Here is an 18,557-nt window from a genome sequence, read left to right as displayed (position 1 = left end):
GACGGTCATGAAGGGGCGTTGCGCTCGGTCGGCGCGGGGCGGATGTTGTCCGCCGCCGTGGTCCACTCGACACCGGACGCAGGCCGGATGTGCGCCAGGCGAACCGGGCGGCCGCTCTCCTGAAGCTCGTGGGTGACGGCGGTGAGGCGACCCACGCCGCGCGAGGCGACATCGCGGACCAGCGTGTTCAGGAGCGGGTGCTGCTCGTAGCCGTCGGGGCCGACCACATGAAGGGCGTCCTCCCGTCCGGCTTGCTCCTGATCGCGGCGCATGAACCGCTCCCATCCGTCGGCGGCCCGTAAGCGCAGGGCCCGGCTCGGCTCGCCGGGGCGGGGTTTCTCGGGTGGTGTGGGCATGCGGGTACTCCCTCCGGCATGACGAGGCACACGGTAGGTGTGCCTGCTGTCGGATGCAGACTGGACCGGTGGACCGGTCCAGTTAATCCGCTTGGCTCATCGGATAGTTGTCCGTTCGCTCCCATGTGCCCTCCGGCGTGACGCCTTCTTCGCAGACCAGAGGCCTCTCTTCGTGGTCGTACGCGGTGTGCAGTACGACCGCCACAGCGCAGGGTCGTTTCACTCGAAGGTGTTCCGCCTCGGCGCTGGTTGCCAGGCGGACCGAGGTGATGTCCGCGCCCCGAACCGGCCCGCGTCCGGTGGTGCGTCGGACGTAGTGAGTGGTTCCTTCCGCGATCGGGCCACCCTGGTGCAGGCGAGGGCACGCGTCGGCGATGTCCGGCGGGAACCACGCCACGGTGTAGGAGTGCGGCCGGTTGTCGTCCATGAGCGCCAACCGGGCCCGGTGTAGCGCTCGTACGCCGCTCTCCAGGCCCAAGGCCTCGGCGATATGGGAGGGCGGTACGAGCAGCTCCGGTGCACCCAGTCGCTTGAACGGCATCCCTCCTTGAGTCCTGCTGGTCCCCGCGCCACGTCCACCGGCCGGCCGTGCCACCGGAGCCTCGACCACGGTGAATCCTCGACCCTGATGCGGCATCACGAGCCCGTCGGCGCGCAGCGCCTCCATGGCCTTGATCGCGGTTGCGCGTGAAACGCCCCACTGCTCGCACAGGTCTCGGCTGGACGGCAGGAGCGAGCCGGAACCGAACTCTCCGTCGGCGATGCGGCGTCGCAGGCTCTCCGCGATCTGCTCGTATTTCAAAAGGGGCATGTGCGTTCCTTCATCTGTTGGCCTGACCGGTTGACCGGTCAGGCTAAGGGCTACCACCTCGCGCCACCAGCGGTCACAATCGCAACCATGCCAACACCCTCCGTAGGTCCCGAGATCATCGCTTTCTACAGCGAGACCATCGACGAGTCCGAGCGGCTGACAGGCAGTGCCGACGGCGTCCTGGAGATGGTCCGCACGCAAGAGTTGCTGCGGAGGTATCTGCCTCCCGCGCCTGCCCGGATCGTCGACATCGGCGGCGGTCCCGGCGCGCACGCCCGGTGGCTCGCCAAGGACGGGTACGAGGTCGATCTCATCGATCCTGTGCCGCGCCACGTGGAGGCGGCGGTGGCGGCGGGCTTCCGTGCCGAACTGGGGGACGCGCGGGCGCTGAGTGCGCCCGACGCCACGTACGACGTGGCTCTCGTCCTCGGGCCGCTGTATCACCTGCTGGATCACGGCGACCGCATCCAGGCCTTGCGTGAGGCTGGCCGTGTCGTCCGCCCCGGCGGCTTCGTCGCCGCTGCGGCCATCGGCCGTTACGCCTCGCTCTTCGAGCACGTCGCCACCACCATGCTCACTGTCGACCGAGTGCGTGACGCCGTGGCCGACATCCTCGTCACGGGCATCCACGCGCCGGGCCGCAAGGGATTCACCAGCTCGTACTTCCATACGGGGGATGGGCTGGTCACGGAACTGAGCGAGGCTGGTCTGCGGGACCCGGTGGTGTACGGGATCGAGGGGCCGGTGTGGGCCGCTCTCAAAGCAACGGAGCAGTACACCCGCGAGAGCCTGATCGACTCGCCGATGTTCGAGGCGGCGCTGACGGCCGCCCGTCTTGCTGAACCCCACCCGGACCTGCTCGCGGCGAGCTCCCACATGCTCGCGGTCGCCAGGGTCTGACGCAGCGGCTGTTGGCCTGCCACCTCGACGGACGTCCGCATGTCCAGCGGCTCCTGAGCGGCCGGGCTCGCGCAAAGCGAGTACGTCGCCGACGCCGTTCGGGTCGTCCGCGAATCCGGGCTTCCGAACCGTACCGACGCCCGCTTCTAGAAGATGCAGCCACGTCCATCGAGGGCGAGTGGGACGAGGTCATGGATGTCGTGAAGCGTGCCGTCGCCGCCGTCGAGGCGCGGGCGCCGCGTGTCTCCGTGGTCATGAAGGCCGACATCCGTCCGGGTGTCACGGACGGCCTGACCTCGAAGGTCGACACGGTGGAGCGCCACCTCGGCGCCTGACGCCGAAGCGGAACAGACGAGACCCCCGGTCCTGATCCAGGGCCGGGGGTTTCTTGTCGTCACGTGGTTGAGCGAGTGCTCAAAATCGGCTACCTTCACTCGCGGGCAGTTTTGAGCGGTTGCTCAAGATGTCGGATGAGCTGGGGGAACACCGATGGGTCTCTACATCGAGACGCGGGTGCGCGCGGACCTGGAGACGCTCTGGGAGCGCACGCAGGAACCCGGCCGACACCAGCGCTGGGACCTGAGGTTCACGGAGATCTCCTACCTCCCGCCCGTCGAGGGCGAGCCGCAGCACTTCCGGTACGCGACCCGCGTCCTGCCCTTCCTGGCCGTCGCCGGCACCGGTGTCTCCGCGGGGGAGCGCCACCGGGCCGGCGGCGACCGGGTCTCCGCCCTCCGCTTCTCCTCGCCGCACCCGCTCTCGCTCCTCGCCGAGGGCAGCGGCTACTGGCGCTACGTCCCCACGCCCGACGGCGTCCGCTTCCTCACCGGCTACGACTACCGGCCTCGCTGGGGCCGCCTCGGCCGCGTCGCCGACCGGCTCGTCTTCCGGCCCCTCATGGGCTGGGCCACCGCCTGGTCCTTCGACCGGCTGCGGCTCTGGTGCGAGCGGGGCATCACCCCGGAGCGCTCCCGCAACCGCTGGCTGCTCGAAGTCGCCGCCCGGATCCTGCTCGTGGCCGTGCCCTGCGCGGTCGCCTCCCTGCCGCTCGGCGCGCTGTCGCTCGCCGCCGTGCCGCTCACCGTCCTCGGGCTCGCCGCCGCCGTCCTCGTACCGCCCTCGTCCAGGACCCCCGCGGCCCGGCGCTGTCTGCGCACCCCGCCCGCCCACAGCCGGGAGCCCCGGCTCCTCGCCACCCTGGAGCAGCCGTGACCGCGAGCCACCCTTCGATCTTCCGCACCGCCATGGGGGGCGCCGCCTTCGAGCGGCTCCACCCGGAGCTCCAGCGGCGCTTCTCGGTGGGGCTCGCGAGCGGGGAGCTGTGCGTCGGACGGGGCGTCATGGACCGCGTCTGGCACGGCCGGGCCTTCGTGAAACCGTTCCTCGCGGTCGGCGGACTGAGGAACATCCTGCTGCCCCGCACCGGCCGCGACGTCCCCTTCACCATCGAGAACGTGCCGTACGCCGACTCGTTCGGACGGGAGACCGTCACCTTCGTGCGGACCTTCGCCCTGCCCGGCGGCCCCCGGCGCTTCGACGCCACCATGGTCCACAGCCCCGAGCGGGGCTGCGTCCTCGACTACCTCGGCACCCACCAGCACCTCGCCAGCGATCTGCACGCGACCGCCGAGCCCGACGGCTCGCTGCTCATCGTCTCCGGCGAACACCGCTTCCGCGAGGGTCCGTTGGACGTGCGGGTCCCCGAACTGGTCGGTGGACGGGCCGAGGTCCGCGAGTCCTTCGACGAGCGCACCGGCCGCTTCCGCATCAACGTCCGGGTGGTCAACCGGTACTTCGGACCGCTCTTCGGCTACGAGGGGTCCTTCACCGCCGAGTACGCCGACGTAGGCTCCCACGGGGTGCGCGCGGGGCTGCGCCCGGTGCGCGAGGAGGTACGGGCGTGAGTGCGGAGACCGTGAGCGGGAAGGTCGCCGGCGGGCCGAAAGGCCAGGACGCGCGGAGCCAGGAGACCCGGGACAAGCTGCTCGAAGGCGCCCTGCGCACCCTCGTCGAGCAGGGCATCGCCAAGGCCTCCGCGCGGGCCATCGCGACCACCGCCGGAGTCAACCAGGCCCTGGTCTTCTACCACTTCGGTTCTGTCGACGAGCTGCTCTCCGCCGCCTGCCGGCACGGCGCGGAACTGCGGGTCGCCCGCCACCGCGAGCGGCTCCGCTCCGTCGGCAGCCTCTCCGAGCTGCTCGCCTTCGGGCGCGAGATGCATGCCGAGGAGCGGGACGCCGGGCACGTGGCCGTCCTCGGCCAGCTGCTCGCCGGGGCCCAGACGCACCCCCGGCTCGCCCCGGCCACCGCCGCCGGGCTCGACCTGTGGATCGCCGAGATCGAGCAGGTCCTCGTCCGGGTCCTCGCCGGGACCCCGCTCGACGGGTTCACGGACCCCGCCGGGCTCGCCCGCGCGGTCGCCGCCTCCTTCGTCGGCCTCGAACTCTACGAGGGCGTCGACCCGGCCGGCGCGGAGGCGGCGCTCGCCGCCCTGGAGCAGCTCGGCGCCCTGATGGCCGCCGTCGAGGAGCTGAACCCGGTCGCCCGGAAGGCCGTCACGTACACCCTGCGTCGACAGGGCGCTCGCAGCCGGTAAGGACGCCCACTCGGACTACTCCAGTCGACACGCCGAACGATGTCCCCTTTTGTTGTGATATCGACCCGTTCGACGACAGCTGGAGGCACCGTGCGGCCGGGAGGCTACGACTACGACACCTACAGCCGACTCGCCGGTCCGCTGACGGAACCGGACCCGGCGGCCTACACGGTGCAGTACCGAAGTCTGCTCGCGAAGGAGCCGCACCGAATACGAGCCGTCCTGCTCATGTGCCTCGCACCGCTCCTGTCGGCGCTGCTCCTCGCCTATCTCGTCTGGCCGAGCCACTGGACCGTCCGCGAGGGCGGCGACCGCTGGCTCGTCCACCTCGACACCGTGATGCTCGTGTCGATCGGCCTCATCTGCTTCTTCATGCTGGTGAACGTCACGTCGATCGCCCACGCCACCATGGTCGCCCGCGACCCGATACCCGTCCGCGCCGAGCCGGGCACCCGCGTCGCCTTCCTCACCACGTACGTCCCGGGCAAGGAACCGCTCTCCATGGTCCGCGCCACCCTCGAAGGCGCCGTCCGGCTGCGGCACGACGGACCCCTTGACGTCTGGCTCCTCGACGAGGGCGACTCCGCCGAGGCCAAGGCGCTCTGCGCCGAGCTCGGCGTACGCCACTTCACCCGCGCCGGCGTCCCCGAGTGGAACCGCAAGAAGGGCGTGCACAAGGCGAAGACCAAGCACGGCAACTACAACGCCTGGCTCGCCATGCACGGAGACGCCTACGACTTCTTCGCCTCCGTCGACACCGACCACGTCCCGCTCCCCAACTTCCTGGAGCGGATGCTCGGCTACTTCCGCGACCCCGACATCGCCTTCGTCGTCGGACCGCAGGTGTACGGCAACTACACCAACATCGTCACCAAGGCCGCCGAGTCGCAGCAGTTCCTCTTCCACGCCCTCATCCAGCGGGCCGGGAACCGCTACCGCGCGCCCATGTTCGTCGGCACGAACAACGTCGTCCGGATCTCCGCCCTCAAGCAGATCGGCGGCCTGTACGACTCCATCACCGAGGACATGGCCACCGGCTTCGAACTGCACCGCAGGAAGAACCCGCGCACCGGCCACTTCTGGCGCTCCGTCTACACCCCCGACGTGCTCGCCGTCGGCGAGGGCCCCGCCTCATGGTCCGACTTCTTCACCCAGCAGCTGCGGTGGTCCCGGGGCACGTACGAGACGATCGTCAAGCAGTTCTGGAAGGCGCCCTTCCGCACTCCGCCGGGCCGCTTCCTCAACTACACGCTGATGCTCGTCTACTACCCGATGACGGCCGTCAACTGGTTCGTGGGCATCCTCAGCGGTGTCCTCTACCTCTGGTTCGGCGCCTCCGGCACCCAGGTCTCCACCTCGGTGTGGCTGATGATCTACAGCGACGCCGTCGCCCTCCAGATCGGGCTCTACCTGTGGAACCGGCGGCACAACGTCTCGCCCCACGAGCCCGAGGGCTCCGGCGGCCTCGCCGGCATGGCGATGTCCGCGCTCTCCGCGCCCATCTACCTCAAGTCCCTCGGCTCGGCGGTCCTGCGCACCCGCGGCCGCTTCGTCGTGACCCCCAAGGGCGGCGAGGCCAGCCCCGACCGGATCGCCACCTTCCGTATCCACCTCTACTGGGCGGCGATCCTCGTCGCCTCGCTCGTGGCCTCCGTCCACTACGGCCACACCCACGCGGCCATGCGCACCTGGGCGTCCCTCGCCCTCGTCGTCGCCCTGGCCCCGGTCACCCTCTGGGCGTGGACGACGGTACGGGCCCGGCGCGTGCAGCGCGTCCGGGACCGCGCGAGGGCCCGCGCCCGCAGCCGCGGCCTCGCCGACGCCCGCGAAGCGGTCACGGTCCTCCCGGCCGCCGTCCCGCCCACGCCGGCCGCACCGGCTCCGACGACGACCGGAGGGAATTGACCCATGGCCCACCGGCCGTCGAAGAAGTTCAAGAAGACCCTGCTTGGCAGCGGGGCCGTCGTGCTTCTCGCCGCGCTCAACGCCCCCGCCGCCGTCTCCTTCGCGGAGGAGAAGTACCACGCGTACAAGATCGCCCAGCCCGGCTACAAGAAGCAGTTCGGCTCCTGGGCGGAGGTGGAGGTCCCCGACGAGTACCGCGTCAACGCCATCCACGCGGCCCTCCTGCACACCGGGAAGGTGCTGCTGATCGCCGGCTCGGGCAACGACCAGAAGAACTTCGACGCCGGGACCTTCGAGACCGTCCTCTGGGACCCCGCGAAGAACACCTTCAAGAAGATCCCCACCCCGGTGGACTTCTTCTGCTCCGGCCACACCCAGCTCCCCGACGGGCGGCTGCTCGTCGCCGGCGGCACCGCCCGGTACGAGGTCCTCGACGGCGGCGTCGAGAAGGCCGGCGGCGGCATGCGGGTCAAGAACGAGAGCCCCGACAAGGCGGTCACCCTGAAGAAGGGCACCGTCTTCCGCTCCCCGTCCGGGGTCGAGTACGTCTCCAAGTTCGACGTCACCGTCCCCAAGGCCAAGCGCGAGTTCGAGGTCTCGTACTTCAAGAGCGGCCAGATGAAGCCGTGGAAGACCAAGGTCACGGCGGCGGAGGCGCGGGTCTTCGTCGAGGCGCGGAAGGCCGGTCCGCAGGCCCTCACCACCGAGGCCGCGCAGTACGAGGTCGTCGGCCTCAAGGGCGAGGCGGCCGACAACGTCTACGGGCTCGCGCAGAAGCTCACCACCGAGAAGCAGGACTTCCAGGGCATCAAGGGCGCCTACGAGTTCGACCCCCGGGCCGAGAAGTACATCCCGGTGGACCCCATGAAGGACGCCCGCTGGTACCCCACCCTCCTCACCCTCGCCGACGGCAAGGTCCTCGCCGTCTCCGGGCTCAACGACGTCGGCGACGTCGTCCCCGGCGACAACGAGATCTACGACCCGAAGACCAAGAAGTGGTCCAAGGGCCCCTTCCGCTACTTCCCCACCTACCCCTCCCTCTTCCTCACCAAGGGCGGCAAGGTCCTCTACACCGGCTCCAACGCCGGCTACGGCCCCGCCGAGAAGGGCCGCGAACCCGGACTGTGGGACCTGAAGAAGAACTCCTTCACCAAGCTCGGCGGGCTCACCGACCCCGACCAGCTGGAGACCTCCGCCTCCCTGATGCTGCCGCCCGTCCAGAGCCAGAAGGTCATGGTCCTCGGCGGCGGCGGGGTCGGCGAGTCCCCGAAGTCCACTGCCCGCACCTCGATCGTCGACCTCTCCCAGGACAGTCCCGTCTTCACCGACGGGCCCGCGCTCCCGCAGGGCACCCGCTACCTCAGCAGCGTCCTGCTGCCCGACGACACCGTCTTCACCAGCGGCGGATCCGAGCAGTACCGGGGCCGCAGCGGCAGCGACATCCTCAAGGCGCAGTTCTACGACCCGAAGGCCAACGCCTTCGCCGAGGCCGCGGAACCCACCGTCGGCCGCAACTACCACTCCGAGGCGCTGCTGCTCCCCGACGGCCGGGTCGCGACCTTCGGCTCCGACCCGCTCTTCGACGACAAGGACAACACCAAGCTCGGTACGTTCGAGCAGCGCATCGAGGTCTTCACCCCGCCCTACCTCCACCAGGCGGGCACCGACCGGCCCGCCCTGGGCGAGGGCCCGCGGGAGCTCGACCAGAACGGCCGCGCCACCTTCAGGACCGCCGACGCCGGGCGGATCGTCAAGGCCCGGCTGATGCGGCCCAGCGCCGTCACCCACACGACGGACGTCGAACAGCGCTCGGTGGAGGTCGGCCTGACGAAGGGGCAGGACGGGAAGTCGGTCACCGTCGACGTACCGCAGGACCGCACGCTCGTGCCGCCCGGCTGGTACATGCTCTTCGTGACGGACGCGGACGGCATCCCGAGCGAGGCGAAGTGGATCCAGGTGGGGTGAGCCTGCGGTCCCTCAGGCCTTGGCGCGGCGGGCGAGGCCCAGGGCGTACTCCGGCCACCACGTCCCGGCGGCCGGGCCGCCCCGGCACTGACCGTCCGAGTCGCCGGGGCGCTTGATCCACAGATAGGCGTCGACCAGCTCGTCCCCGGTCCGGTCCGTCGGCGGTACGCCGAGGGCCCGGCCCGGCGGATTGCACCAGGCCTCCGCCCGGTCACCCGGGAGGGGGCCGTCGCCGTTGCGGCTGGTGTCCACCGTGAAGTGGGCGCCGCCGAGCAGCCCCGACAGCGTCGAGCCGAAGCCCTTCACCGTGTCGTTCGTCTGGAAGTTGGAGACGTTGAGCGAGAAGCCGTCGGCGCGGGCGACGCCCGCCCGGCGCAGCGGCTCCACCAGCTTGCCCGGGTCGTCGATCCACGCCGGATTGCCCGCGTCCAGGTAGACCCGGGTGCGCGGCTGCCGCTTGAGCCGCTCGATCGCCTCGGCGAGCAGCCCGTAGCGCTCGTCGTGGTACTGGGCCGGGGTGCAGCCGTCCACGATGTGCGGCACCGCGTCCGGCTCCAGGACGACGATCGCGGGGGAGTCGCCGATCGCGGAGGCGAAGGAGTCGACCCAGTTCCGGTAGGCCCGCGCGTCGTGCGAGCCGCCCGCCGAGTACATCCCGCAGTCACGGTGGGGGATGTTGTACGCGACGAAGACCGGGGTCCGGCCCTCGGCCGCCGCGCCCCTGACCGCGCGCGTGACCTCGGGGACGGGGTCGTCCCCCGCCGGCCAGTCCGCGACCGGCCGCTCCGCGATCCGCTTCAGGACCTCGGCGTCCTCGGTCCTGCCCTGCGCCTCGTACGTCCTGACCTGCTTCGCCGCGTCGCTCTCCGGGTCGACCCAGAACGGCGAACCGGCGGAGGGCGCCGGCGCCTCGCCCGAGGCCTCACCGGCCGCGGAGGGCGGGCCGACGGGAGTCTTCGGGGGCTCGTCGCCGGAGCATCCGGTCAGAAGCAGCGCGGAGACGAGGGTCAGGGCGGCGGCGGTGACGGTGCGGCGGGACAACCGGCCCCCAGGGTCGGGTACGGCGGGGCGTACGGGTACGGGGTTCAGGACAATCGGCGCCATCGTGACATGACGGTCAGTCGGTTCCGGGCTGCGACACCGCGATCCCGAGGGGCGTCCGCTCGTACAGCACCTGGTGGCCGTACCGCCGGGAGGCGAGCAGCCCCGCGTCCCGCAGCACCGACAAGTGCGAGGAGACGGTGGAGGGCGCGAGGCCCAGCCGGTGCGCGAGCGCCGTCGTCCCCGTCGGCTCGTCCAGGGCGCACAGGACGTCCGCCCGGGCGCGGCCGAGCAGCCGGGCCAGCACCTCGGGCGTACGCTCCCGGGGCTCGGCCCACAGCCCGCCGATCCCGCGCGCCGGATACACCACGGTCGGCTGCCACGGCGGATCGAAGCCGCTCACCACATCGGGCCAGGTGAAGACCGACGGCATGAGGACGAGCCCCTGCCCGTCCAGCGGACGGTCGTGCTCCCCGGCGTAGGCGACCTGGAGGGTGGCGGTCTCGGCGGCCCAGGCGAAGGCCGGGTGCAGCTCGCCCAGGAGCCGTTCGAGCCCGCCCTCCGCGAGCCGGCGCGAGTGGTACGCCACGTCCGCCTCCAGGAGCGCCCGCAGCCGGGGCCACTCGGGAGCGATCAGCACCGCCCAGGCCGCCTCCAGGAGGACGGTCAGCCGCCGCACCCCGTCGGCCGGATCGGCGAGCAGCCGCCGGCCCTCCTCCGTACCGGCTGCCCCCGGGGTCTCGGCGAGCGCCCGCTCGAAGTCGACGAGCGCGAGGGCCGGGTCGGTCTCCCGTACCGCGGCGATCTCCTCGTCGAAGGTGGCGACGGGCCCGATCGGCGGCGGATAGAGGAAGTCCGGGCTGTGCCCGCGGAGCGGCATGAGGAGCTGGAGCGGCCCGAGGTCGAGATCCCGCGCGGCGCCCGCGATCCGCCGCATCCACGGAAGGTGGTAGCTCTGCTTCCCGGGCCGCGCGAGGACCCGCACGGCGGAGTGCGTCTCCCAGAGCGGCGAGATCGCGAACCGGATCCGCAGCGGGTCGGCCTCGCCGAAGCGCAGGTGGTACGGCACGGGGACCTCTGGCTCTCGCCGGACTCGGAACATTCGTGTGGAGCCGAAAGTCTAGGGCGGGACGCCGGTCGGCGGCACGCTGCGACCATGCCGAAGCCCGCCTCGCAGGGCACCCCTGTGCCCGTCACCCCTGCGCCCGCCTCGCAGGGCACCCCTGCGTCCGTCACCCCTGCGTCCGTCACCCCTGCGTCCGTCACCCCTGCGTCCGTCACCCCTGCGTCCGTCACCGCCGTGCCCGCCACGCCCGCGCCCTCCGCCCCCACCGGCAGCCCCGGGTACCGGGCCGTGTTCCGGGTGCGGGAGTTCCGGTTCGTCTTCGTGGCGCACCTCTTCTCGCTCCTCGGGGTCGTCGTCAGCGAGCTGGCCCTCACCGTGCTCGTCTACGACCTCACCCGCTCCCCGCTCCTCTCCTCCCTCACCTTCGCCCTCGGCTTCCTCCCCTACCTCCTCGGCGGCACCCTCCTCGCCGGCCTCACCGACCGCCTCCCGCCCCGCCGGATCCTCGTCGTCTGCGACCTCGTCTGCGCCGCCTGCGTCGCCGTGATGGTCGTCCCCGCGACCCCCGTCGCCGTCCTGCTCGCCCTGCGCTGCGCCATCGCCGTCGTCTCGCCGGTCTTCAACGGCACCCGGATGGCGACCCTCGCCGACATCCTCGGCGAGGGCGACCTCTTCGTCCTCGGCCGCTCGCTCCTGCGGATCGTCTCGCAGAGCGCCCTGCTCACCGGCTTCGCCGTCGGCGGCGTCCTCCTCACCGTCGTCCCGCCGCGCGGCGCCCTCGCCGTCACCGCCGTCACCTTCCTCGCCTCGGCGCTGCTGCTCCGGCTCGGCACCGTCCGCCGTCCGGCCCGCGCCGCCGGGAAGGCGGCCGCGAGCGGGCTCTCCGGCACCTTGGCCGTCCTGCGGAACCGGCGCGTGCGCGCCCTGATGGTGATGTTCTGGGTGCCGCCGCTCTTCGCCGTCGTACCGGAGGCGCTTGCAGCCCCCTACGCCGACGAGATCGGCGTCTCGACGGCCGCCCTCGGTCTGCTGATGTGCGCGCTGCCGGTCGGCACGATCGCGGGCGAGCTGTTCGCCGGTTCGTTCCTCTCCGCCGCGACCCGCTCCCGGATCGTGCTCCCGCTCGCGGTGACGGGCGTCCTCCCGTATCTCCTGTACGCCCCCGAGCCCGGCGTCGCCCTCGCGGTCGTCGCGCTTTTCCTGGCGGGCGCCACCGGCGCGTACACGCTCGGTCTCGACGCCTGGTTCGTCGCCGCCGTCCCCGAGGCGCAGCGGGGGAGGGCCATGACCCTGATGACGGCGGGGATGATGACCGTCCAGGGGATCGGCATGGCGGGAGCCGGGATCGCGGCCGAGTTCGCCCCCGTGCACACGGTCGTCGCGGGCACGGGCGTCGTCGGCACACTCTGCCTCCTCGCCGCGGCGGCGGAGCTCAAGTCCTCCGGGGCGACCGAGAAATGAGACGGGGCTGACCGCCCAGTGGCGCATGGGTAAGGTCGACGCGTGCCGAAGCCGCTCAGTCTCCCCTTCGACCCCATCGCCCGCGCCGACGAACTCTGGCAGAAGCGCTGGGGCCCGGTCCCCTCGATGGCCGCGATCACCTCGATCATGCGCGCCCAGCAGATCCTGCTCGCGGAGGTCGACGCCGTCGTCAAGCCGTACGGGCTGACCTTCGCGCGGTACGAGGCCCTGGTCCTGCTCACCTTCTCCAAGGCGGGCGAGCTGCCGATGTCCAAGATCGGCGAGCGGCTGATGGTGCACCCCACCTCGGTGACGAACACGGTGGACCGGCTCGTGAAGTCCGGTCTCGTCGCCAAGCGCCCGAACCCCAACGACGGCCGGGGCACCCTCGCGACCATCACCGAGAAGGGGCGCGAGGTGGTCGAGTCCGCGACCCGCGACCTGATGGACATGGAGTTCGGGCTCGGTGCGTACGACGCCGAGGAATGCGGCGAGATCTTCGCGATGCTCCGCCCGCTGCGGGTGAGCGCGCACGATTTCGACGAGAGCTGACCCGCGTCCGGCGAGAGCCGACCCGCGCGTCCGGCGAGAGCCGACCCGCGCGAAGATCGCCCGGAACGTGCCGTTACGCTCGACGGCATGAAATCCAGCGTGCTGACCCGTTACCGCGTCATGGCCTACGTGACCGCCGTCATGCTGCTCGTGCTGTGCACCTGCATGATCTTCAAGTACGGGTTCGACATGGGCGAGGACGTGACCTTCGCGGTCTCCCAGGCCCACGGCGTCCTCTACATCATCTACCTCGTCTTCGCCTTCGACCTGGGCTCCAAGGCCAAGTGGCCGTTCGGCAAGCTCCTGTGGGTGCTGCTCTCCGGGACGATTCCCTTCGCCGCCTTCTTCGTCGAGCGCAAGGTCGTCCGCGAGACGTTGCCGCTGGTCACGGACGCTTCCCCGGCCGCCGTCAAGGCCTGACGCGGACCGCCGGATACCGCCGTACGGATGCGTACGGCGGTCTCCCATCGACATTTACTAGGACGTCCTAGTAAATTCGAGTGCATGGACGCTCACGGCATCGAGGAAGGCCGCCGTCGCTGGCAGGCCCGTTACGACAAGGCCCGCAAGCGGGACGCGGACTTCACCACGCTCTCCGGCGACGCCGTGGAGCCCGTCTACGGGCCCCGGCCCGGCGACACCTACGAGGGGTTCGAGCGCATCGGCTGGCCCGGCGAGTACCCCTACACCCGGGGACTCCACGCGACCGGCTACCGGGGCCGGACCTGGACCATCCGCCAGTTCGCGGGCTTCGGCAACGCCGAGCAGACCAACGAGCGGTACAAGATGATCCTGGAGGCCGGCGGCGGCGGCCTCTCCGTCGCCTTCGACATGCCGACCCTCATGGGCCGCGACTCCGACGACCCGAAGGCGCTCGGCGAGGTCGGCCACTGCGGTGTCGCCATCGACTCCGCCGCCGACATGGAGGTCCTCTTCAAGGACATCCCGCTCGGCGACGTCACCACCTCGATGACCATCTCCGGGCCCGCCGTGCCCGTCTTCTGCATGTACCTGGTCGCCGCCGAGCGCCAGGGCGTCGACCCGGCCGTGCTCAACGGCACGCTCCAGACCGACATCTTCAAGGAGTACATCGCGCAGAAGGAGTGGCTCTTCGAGCCCGAGCCCCATCTGCGCCTCATCGGCGACCTGATGGAGCACTGCGCGGAGGGCATCCCCGCGTACAAGCCGCTCTCCGTCTCCGGCTACCACATCCGCGAGGCCGGGGCGACGGCCGCGCAGGAGCTCGCGTACACCCTCGCCGACGGCTTCGGCTACGTGGAGCTGGGCCTCTCGCGCGGCCTCGACGTCGACGTCTTCGCCCCCGGCCTCTCCTTCTTCTTCGACGCCCACCTCGACTTCTTCGAGGAGATCGCCAAGTTCCGCGCCGCCCGCCGGATCTGGGCGCGCTGGATGAAGGAGGTCTACGGCGCCAAGACCGACAAGGCGCAGTGGCTCCGCTTCCACACCCAGACCGCCGGTGTCTCCCTCACCGCCCAGCAGCCGTACAACAACGTCGTCCGTACGGCGGTCGAGGCCCTCTCCGCCGTCCTCGGCGGCACCAACTCCCTCCACACCAACGCCCTCGACGAGACGCTCGCGCTGCCCAGCGCGCAGGCCGCCGAGATCGCACTCCGCACACAGCAGGTGCTGATGGAGGAGACGGGCGTGGCCAACGTGGCCGACCCGCTGGGCGGCTCCTGGTACGTCGAGCAGCTCACCGACCGCATCGAGGCCGACGCCGAGCGGATCTTCGACCAGATCAAGGAGCGCGGCTGGCGCGCCCACCCGGACGGGCAGCACCCGATCGGGCCGATCACCTCGGGCATCCTGCGCGGGATCGAGGACGGCTGGTTCACCGGCGAGATCGCCGAGTCCGCCTTCCAGTACCAGCAGTCCCTGGAGAAGGGCGACAAGCGGGTCGTCGGCGTCAATTGCGCCCACGGCTCCGTCACCGGCGACCTGGAGATCCTGCGGGTCAGCCACGAGGTCGAGTGGGAGCAGGTCCGGGTCCTCGGCGAGCGCAAGGCGCGCCGTGACGACGCCAAGGTCCGCGCCTCGCTCGACGCGATGCTCGCGGCGGCCCGGGACGGCTCGAACATGATCGTCCCGATGCTGGAGGCCGTACGCGCGGAGGCCACCCTCGGCGAGATCTGCGACGCCCTGCGCGACGAGTGGGGCATCTACACGGAGCCCCCGGGCTTCTAAGACTTGATCCGCAATTCACCAGAGGGTGAGTTGCGGGTTGCGGCCGGGGCGGTGTCCGGGCTTTCCGGCGTGGTCACGCACTGGCGTGTCTCATCCGGGGTCGCTCGGGACCGCTGTCCGGCGGTTCGGGGAGCAGAGGTCCCACGGCGTTGCCGTGGGACTGCCACGCGACCAGCACCCCGAGGGGCGGTCTGGCACGGTGTGGTTGACTCCCGCAGGGCTTCTTCCAGCCCTTCGGCGAAGATGATCTGTGCGTGACTGGACGCGGTGGTGTCCAGGCGCGCGGTGGTGGGGTTGTCCGCGTCGGTGAAGTTGACGAAGGCAGCCAGTGCGGCGGATACGAGGTCACGTTTCCCGACGAGGCCGCAGGCGATGCACTTGTGTTCCCGGTCGCGAAGCGACTTGTTGACCCGCTCGCCGCACAGGCAGTGCTGGGACAGGGCGGTGGACCAGGTGGAGGCCCGTACGAGGCGGCCTCCCGCAGCCTGACACTCACGCTCAAGGGCAGCGATGAGCCGACCGGGGGTCGTCTGGGAAAGTCGCTTGCCCCACAGGCGGTACCAGGTACGGATATCGCAGTCCTCTACGACCAGCACGGGGCCGTGGGCGGCGATGATCTGCCGGGCGACTTGGCGGGCACGGAAACGGCGGTGCTCGGCGGTCGAGGCAGCCGTTTCGGCCTGGCGGGCGCGCTGCTCCCGGTAGTTCACCGACAGCCGGTCGCGGCGGAACGCCTGCTTCGGTACCCCATCGACGCGGGCAGCACGGGTACCACCGGGCACGGTGACGGCCTTGGGCGTCAGGCCCCTGGCCGCCCGCTGCTCGGCGCGCCGGGTCTGCTTCTTCGACAGTCCGTACTGTGCGGTGTTCGTGGCCCGGCGGGAGCGCTCCAAGGCCCGCGCACGGCCGCGTCGCTTCTTCGCCTCCTGCTCCAAAAGTGCCCGTTCCTGCGGGCTGAGGGTGATCTCGGTGGAGGCCGGGGCACCCTGGGCAGGGTCGAGGCTGGCGGGCAGGGAGACGACCGAGACGTTGGAGACGTTGCCGTCCACCCCGCCGATCCGGTCCAGGGCGGCGGCCTGCTCGCGCATCCGCTGTACGGCGGGGGCGGCGTAGCCGGGGCCGAGGATCATCAGGTGCGCCTCGTGCACCCAGCCGCCCGGCGCGGATGCCTTACGGCGGCGCACGAGATCGACTTTGTGCCAGCGGCCGGGATTCGATAGGAAGTGCTCGACGCGTGCCCACTGGCCCGGCTGCTGCGGGATACGCACCGGGAGTACGAGGTCACCCCGGCTCCCGTCGGGGCCGCCCGCAAACACCACAGCGAGCGGGCCCGCGTGGTCCCACCACGTCGCCTTCCGCGTGCCCGGCTTCCCCGACGCGGTGGTCTTTCCGGTGGGCACGACGCCGGACGACGTCGCCGGCACTGGCATACGGCTCGGCTGCATCAGTGTGTGCCGGCCGTTGGCGGTGTAGGCGATGGTGTGGCCGTGCAACGAGCCGACGAGGCGGAAGGTCTCCCACTTGCGTTCGATGGTGTGGGAACGGGCGCGACCGGGAATGCGGGTGAAGCCGTGCCAACGGCCCGTCCTCGGAGGGCCGTATCGGCGGCCGGTGTTGTCGGGGAACAGGTGGCGTTGAACGCCGTTCCACACCTCGTCGGCCATGTGCATGGCCAGGGCCTTGGGGACGTGGTGCTTGAGGTGCCCGGAGGCTTCGAGGTGCTTGTACGCACAGCGTTCCAGGGCCTCACGGGACAGCCCGAGGCGCTGCCGCACGGCCTTCGCCCCGTGCTCGTCGCGCTCGTGGAACGCGGCCCAGTACGCATCGACCCTGGCGCGGGCGTCGCGCTGGACGGCTCGCTTGATCGACCACATCGAGCTGAACAGCTCATCCAGCCGGGCCAGTTCGGCAGGTCCGGTGACGGCCAGCGGTAGCACCATGACCGATACCTGCCCGTCGTCGGGCTTCTTCCACTTCGGGGCCTTGTTCTTCCCCCGGAACCTCCGCTGCGTCTGGGCAGCCCACATGACGGTCACCCCCTCGGCATCACCCCGGCCTCAGACCCAACCTAGAGACCATCCCCGCACGCACAGGCGAATCACGCACGCATTCACCAGCACTCGCGACACGTCGCACGCATGTACGCCTGATGGGTGGAGGCATGTCTCTGGGCCGCCGTCCGCACGTCAACCACTCCGTGTCCTAGGACGCGAGCACGCGACAGCAGGGGCGGTACGGGGACTTTCCGTACGGCCTGTCGCGCGCGGACCTACTGCGGGGACGCGCTGTGCGGACGGATCACGACCTGACTTACTTCGCGGCCGTGCCCAGGACCTTCGTCGGGGTGATCCGGACCGCCACCCGGACCTCCTCCGGCGGCAGCTCCAGGTACTTCCGGCCGGCGCTCTCGCCCTCGTAACTCTCCGCGAGTGCCACGGCCAGCGCGCGGCCGGTGTCCTCGGCGACCGTCGCCGTGCCCCGTATCTCCGCGTAGAGCAGCGGATCGCGGCGGTCGTGGACGGTGAGGCTGACCCGGGCGTCGGCCCGGATGTTCTTGATCTTGCGGCGGCCGTCCTGGCTGGAGATCGGGAGGTCGTCGCCGTCACGGCCGACCCACACGACCGAGGTCTGCGGGGAGCCATCGGGCTGGATCGTGGCCAGTACGGCCGGGTTGACGTCGTCGAGCAGGGCGCGGACGGAGTCCGTGAGGTGAGTCGTCACGGCGGTCAGGGTAGGGGGTGACCGGCCGGCCGTGCCTCCCACTTTCAGCCGAGGGTCGCCACCGCGCCCAGGCCGCCCACGAGGAGGGCCGAGAGGCGGGCCACCCAGGCCCCGTCGACCGGTTCGGCGCTCACCAGGGCGCGGTGGACGACCGCGCCCGCGATGACGTCGAAGATCAGGTCGTCCGTGGCGTCCACGGCCATCGGATCGCGGTCCGCGGGGAGCTCGCCGCGCTGCTGCGCCCGCCGGCGGCCCGTCAGGACGAGCCGCTTCTGGCGGTCGACTATCGAGGCGCGGATACGCTCGCGCAGCGGTGCGTCGCGGGTCGACTCGGCCACCACGGCCATCAGGGCCGTCTTGGTCTCCGGGAGTTCGAGGAGCGCCGCGAACTGGAGGACGACATGCTCGATGTCGGCCTGGAGGGAACCCAGGTCGGGCAGTTCGAGTTCGTCGAAGAGGACGGCGACGGCGTCCACCACGAGCTCGTTCTTGTTGGCCCAGCGACGGTAGAGGGTCGTCTTCGCAACCCCGGCCCGGCCGGCGACGTCCCCCATCGTGAGCTTGGACCAGCCGAGGTCGACCAGGGCGGCGCGGGTCGCCTCCAGGATGGCGGTGTCGGCCTCGGTGGAGCGAGGTCGTCCGGTTCGGCTGTTGCGGGGGGTACTGCTGCACATGGACGTCGACCATACCCGTCGGTAGGTACGGCGCCAGAGGCGCGTGATGTGAGCCAGTTCACCGGGCGGATCGCTCCCGCGCCCTCCCCGCCGATCGCCCCGGAGAGTTACGCTACGACCTGTAGCGAAAGGCTTTGAGCGGCCCTAGCGACAACCATGTGCCGGGTGGGGACCCGGCGGAGCACCGGGTGGGGATCCGGTGCGGAACGAAGACGAAGAACCGTGTTGCCCGGGCGTCTCGCACACCGGCGGGAGACCCCCGGGCGGCACGGTTCAGCCATGACTTACCGGTTACGCGCGCGGA

17 protein-coding genes and 1 pseudogene are annotated in these 18,557 nt (G+C 71.0%); 11 read left to right on the top strand and 7 right to left on the bottom strand.

What is annotated here, in order from left to right:
• Nucleotides 1-5 precede the first annotated feature (5 nt).
• Together OG357_RS11965 and OG357_RS11960 are read right to left on the bottom strand one after the other, a co-directional pair.
• Nucleotides 6-356 (bottom strand): hypothetical protein, encoded by a 351-nt coding sequence (locus OG357_RS11965; RefSeq protein WP_329621135.1) that lies wholly within the window; start codon nt 354-356, stop codon nt 6-8.
• A gap of 82 nt (nt 357-438) precedes the next feature.
• A complete protein-coding gene (locus tag OG357_RS11960; protein ID WP_329621134.1) occupies nt 439-1,167 on the bottom strand; it encodes a GntR family transcriptional regulator in 729 nt (242 codons plus the stop codon).
• An 87-nt stretch (nt 1,168-1,254) separates the two neighbouring features.
• On the opposite strand from OG357_RS11960, the gene OG357_RS11955 reads away from it, so the two are divergent.
• The 7 genes and pseudogenes from OG357_RS11955 (at nt 1,255) to OG357_RS11925 (ending at nt 8,533) form a co-directional block, all read left to right on the top strand.
• The gene (locus OG357_RS11955) at nt 1,255-2,067 is read left to right on the top strand and encodes a class I SAM-dependent methyltransferase (RefSeq protein WP_329621133.1); all 813 of its coding nucleotides are present in this window, start codon (nt 1,255-1,257) and stop codon (nt 2,065-2,067) included.
• Nucleotides 2,068-2,145: 78 nt separating this feature from the next.
• A pseudogene (locus tag OG357_RS11950) lies at nt 2,146-2,402 on the top strand (thiamine-binding protein); the annotation flags it as partial.
• A gap of 154 nt (nt 2,403-2,556) precedes the next feature.
• Complete coding sequence (locus OG357_RS11945) at nt 2,557-3,279, top strand: hypothetical protein (protein WP_329621132.1); 723 nt, start codon at nt 2,557-2,559, stop codon at nt 3,277-3,279.
• Nucleotides 3,280-3,311: 32 nt separating this feature from the next.
• The gene (locus tag OG357_RS11940) at nt 3,312-3,971 is read left to right on the top strand and encodes a DUF4166 domain-containing protein (RefSeq protein WP_329625568.1); all 660 of its coding nucleotides are present in this window, start codon (nt 3,312-3,314) and stop codon (nt 3,969-3,971) included.
• Nucleotides 3,972-3,982: 11 nt separating this feature from the next.
• Entirely contained in the window at nt 3,983-4,663 is a 681-nt protein-coding gene (locus OG357_RS11935) for a TetR/AcrR family transcriptional regulator (RefSeq protein WP_329625567.1), read from the top strand.
• 39 nt (nt 4,664-4,702) lie between these two features.
• Nucleotides 4,703-6,568, top strand: a complete 1,866-nt coding sequence (locus OG357_RS11930; protein ID WP_443066666.1) for a glycosyltransferase family 2 protein — start codon at nt 4,703-4,705, stop codon at nt 6,566-6,568.
• 3 nt (nt 6,569-6,571) lie between these two features.
• Nucleotides 6,572-8,533 (top strand): kelch motif-containing protein, encoded by a 1,962-nt coding sequence (locus OG357_RS11925; protein ID WP_329621130.1) that lies wholly within the window; start codon nt 6,572-6,574, stop codon nt 8,531-8,533.
• Between the two features lie 12 nt (nt 8,534-8,545).
• Here the strand turns inward: OG357_RS11925 and OG357_RS11920 are convergent, their stop codons facing one another.
• Both OG357_RS11920 and OG357_RS11915 read right to left on the bottom strand, forming a co-directional pair.
• Nucleotides 8,546-9,637, bottom strand: coding sequence for a glycoside hydrolase family 6 protein (locus OG357_RS11920; RefSeq protein WP_443066665.1), 1,092 nt, complete (start codon nt 9,635-9,637; stop codon nt 8,546-8,548).
• A 13-nt stretch (nt 9,638-9,650) separates the two neighbouring features.
• Entirely contained in the window at nt 9,651-10,643 is a 993-nt protein-coding gene (locus OG357_RS11915) for an ArsR/SmtB family transcription factor (protein ID WP_329621129.1), read from the bottom strand.
• A gap of 285 nt (nt 10,644-10,928) precedes the next feature.
• On the opposite strand from OG357_RS11915, the gene OG357_RS11910 reads away from it, so the two are divergent.
• The 4 genes from OG357_RS11910 (at nt 10,929) to OG357_RS11895 (ending at nt 14,858) form a co-directional block, all read left to right on the top strand.
• The gene (locus tag OG357_RS11910; protein WP_443066803.1) at nt 10,929-12,101 is read left to right on the top strand and encodes an MFS transporter; all 1,173 of its coding nucleotides are present in this window, start codon (nt 10,929-10,931) and stop codon (nt 12,099-12,101) included.
• A 42-nt stretch (nt 12,102-12,143) separates the two neighbouring features.
• Nucleotides 12,144-12,653, top strand: a complete 510-nt coding sequence (locus tag OG357_RS11905; RefSeq protein WP_317599229.1) for a MarR family winged helix-turn-helix transcriptional regulator — start codon at nt 12,144-12,146, stop codon at nt 12,651-12,653.
• Between the two features lie 87 nt (nt 12,654-12,740).
• On the top strand, nt 12,741-13,073 hold the full coding sequence (locus OG357_RS11900) for a DUF3817 domain-containing protein (protein WP_329621127.1): 333 nt from the start codon (nt 12,741-12,743) through the stop codon (nt 13,071-13,073).
• An 84-nt stretch (nt 13,074-13,157) separates the two neighbouring features.
• The gene (locus OG357_RS11895; protein WP_329621126.1) at nt 13,158-14,858 is read left to right on the top strand and encodes an acyl-CoA mutase large subunit family protein; all 1,701 of its coding nucleotides are present in this window, start codon (nt 13,158-13,160) and stop codon (nt 14,856-14,858) included.
• On the opposite strand, the gene OG357_RS11890 is transcribed toward OG357_RS11895, so the two are convergent.
• The 3 genes from OG357_RS11890 to OG357_RS11880 all read right to left on the bottom strand — a co-directional run bounded on the left by OG357_RS11890 (nt 14,855) and on the right by OG357_RS11880 (nt 18,253).
• A complete protein-coding gene (locus OG357_RS11890; protein ID WP_329621125.1) occupies nt 14,855-16,885 on the bottom strand; it encodes a zinc ribbon domain-containing protein in 2,031 nt (676 codons plus the stop codon). The two genes, OG357_RS11895 and OG357_RS11890, sit on opposite strands and share 4 nt — an antisense overlap.
• A 283-nt stretch (nt 16,886-17,168) precedes the next feature.
• Complete coding sequence (locus tag OG357_RS11885; RefSeq protein WP_329621124.1) at nt 17,169-17,579, bottom strand: PPOX class F420-dependent oxidoreductase; 411 nt, start codon at nt 17,577-17,579, stop codon at nt 17,169-17,171.
• Between the two features lie 44 nt (nt 17,580-17,623).
• Nucleotides 17,624-18,253 (bottom strand): TetR/AcrR family transcriptional regulator, encoded by a 630-nt coding sequence (locus tag OG357_RS11880; RefSeq protein ID WP_329621123.1) that lies wholly within the window; start codon nt 18,251-18,253, stop codon nt 17,624-17,626.
• Nucleotides 18,254-18,557: the final 304 nt, after the last annotated feature.

Source organism: Streptomyces sp. NBC_01255, from assembly GCF_036226445.1.
Classification (GTDB): Bacteria; Actinomycetota; Actinomycetes; order Streptomycetales; family Streptomycetaceae; genus Streptomyces.
This window is presented reverse-complemented; position numbering and strand designations above follow the sequence as displayed.

Bases quoted from the DNA above. Each gene is read 5' to 3' on its own strand.
- OG357_RS11930 (WP_443066666.1), top strand. From the start codon at position 4,703: ATGTCCCCTTTTGTTGTGATATCGACCCGTTCGACGACAGCTGGAGGC.
- OG357_RS11945 (WP_329621132.1), top strand. From the start codon at position 2,557: ATGGGTCTCTACATCGAGACGCGGGTGCGCGCGGACCTGGAGACGCTC.
- OG357_RS11890 (WP_329621125.1), bottom strand. From the start codon at position 16,885: ATGTGGGCTGCCCAGACGCAGCGGAGGTTCCGGGGGAAGAACAAGGCC.
- OG357_RS11920 (WP_443066665.1), bottom strand. From the start codon at position 9,637: ATGGCGCCGATTGTCCTGAACCCCGTACCCGTACGCCCCGCCGTACCC.
- OG357_RS11940 (WP_329625568.1), top strand. From the start codon at position 3,312: ATGGGGGGCGCCGCCTTCGAGCGGCTCCACCCGGAGCTCCAGCGGCGC.
- OG357_RS11925 (WP_329621130.1), top strand. From the start codon at position 6,572: ATGGCCCACCGGCCGTCGAAGAAGTTCAAGAAGACCCTGCTTGGCAGC.
- OG357_RS11960 (WP_329621134.1), bottom strand. From the start codon at position 1,167: ATGCCCCTTTTGAAATACGAGCAGATCGCGGAGAGCCTGCGACGCCGC.
- OG357_RS11900 (WP_329621127.1), top strand. From the start codon at position 12,741: ATGAAATCCAGCGTGCTGACCCGTTACCGCGTCATGGCCTACGTGACC.
- OG357_RS11965 (WP_329621135.1), bottom strand. From the start codon at position 356: ATGCCCACACCACCCGAGAAACCCCGCCCCGGCGAGCCGAGCCGGGCC.
- OG357_RS11955 (WP_329621133.1), top strand. From the start codon at position 1,255: ATGCCAACACCCTCCGTAGGTCCCGAGATCATCGCTTTCTACAGCGAG.
- OG357_RS11880 (WP_329621123.1), bottom strand. From the start codon at position 18,253: ATGTGCAGCAGTACCCCCCGCAACAGCCGAACCGGACGACCTCGCTCC.
- OG357_RS11895 (WP_329621126.1), top strand. From the start codon at position 13,158: ATGGACGCTCACGGCATCGAGGAAGGCCGCCGTCGCTGGCAGGCCCGT.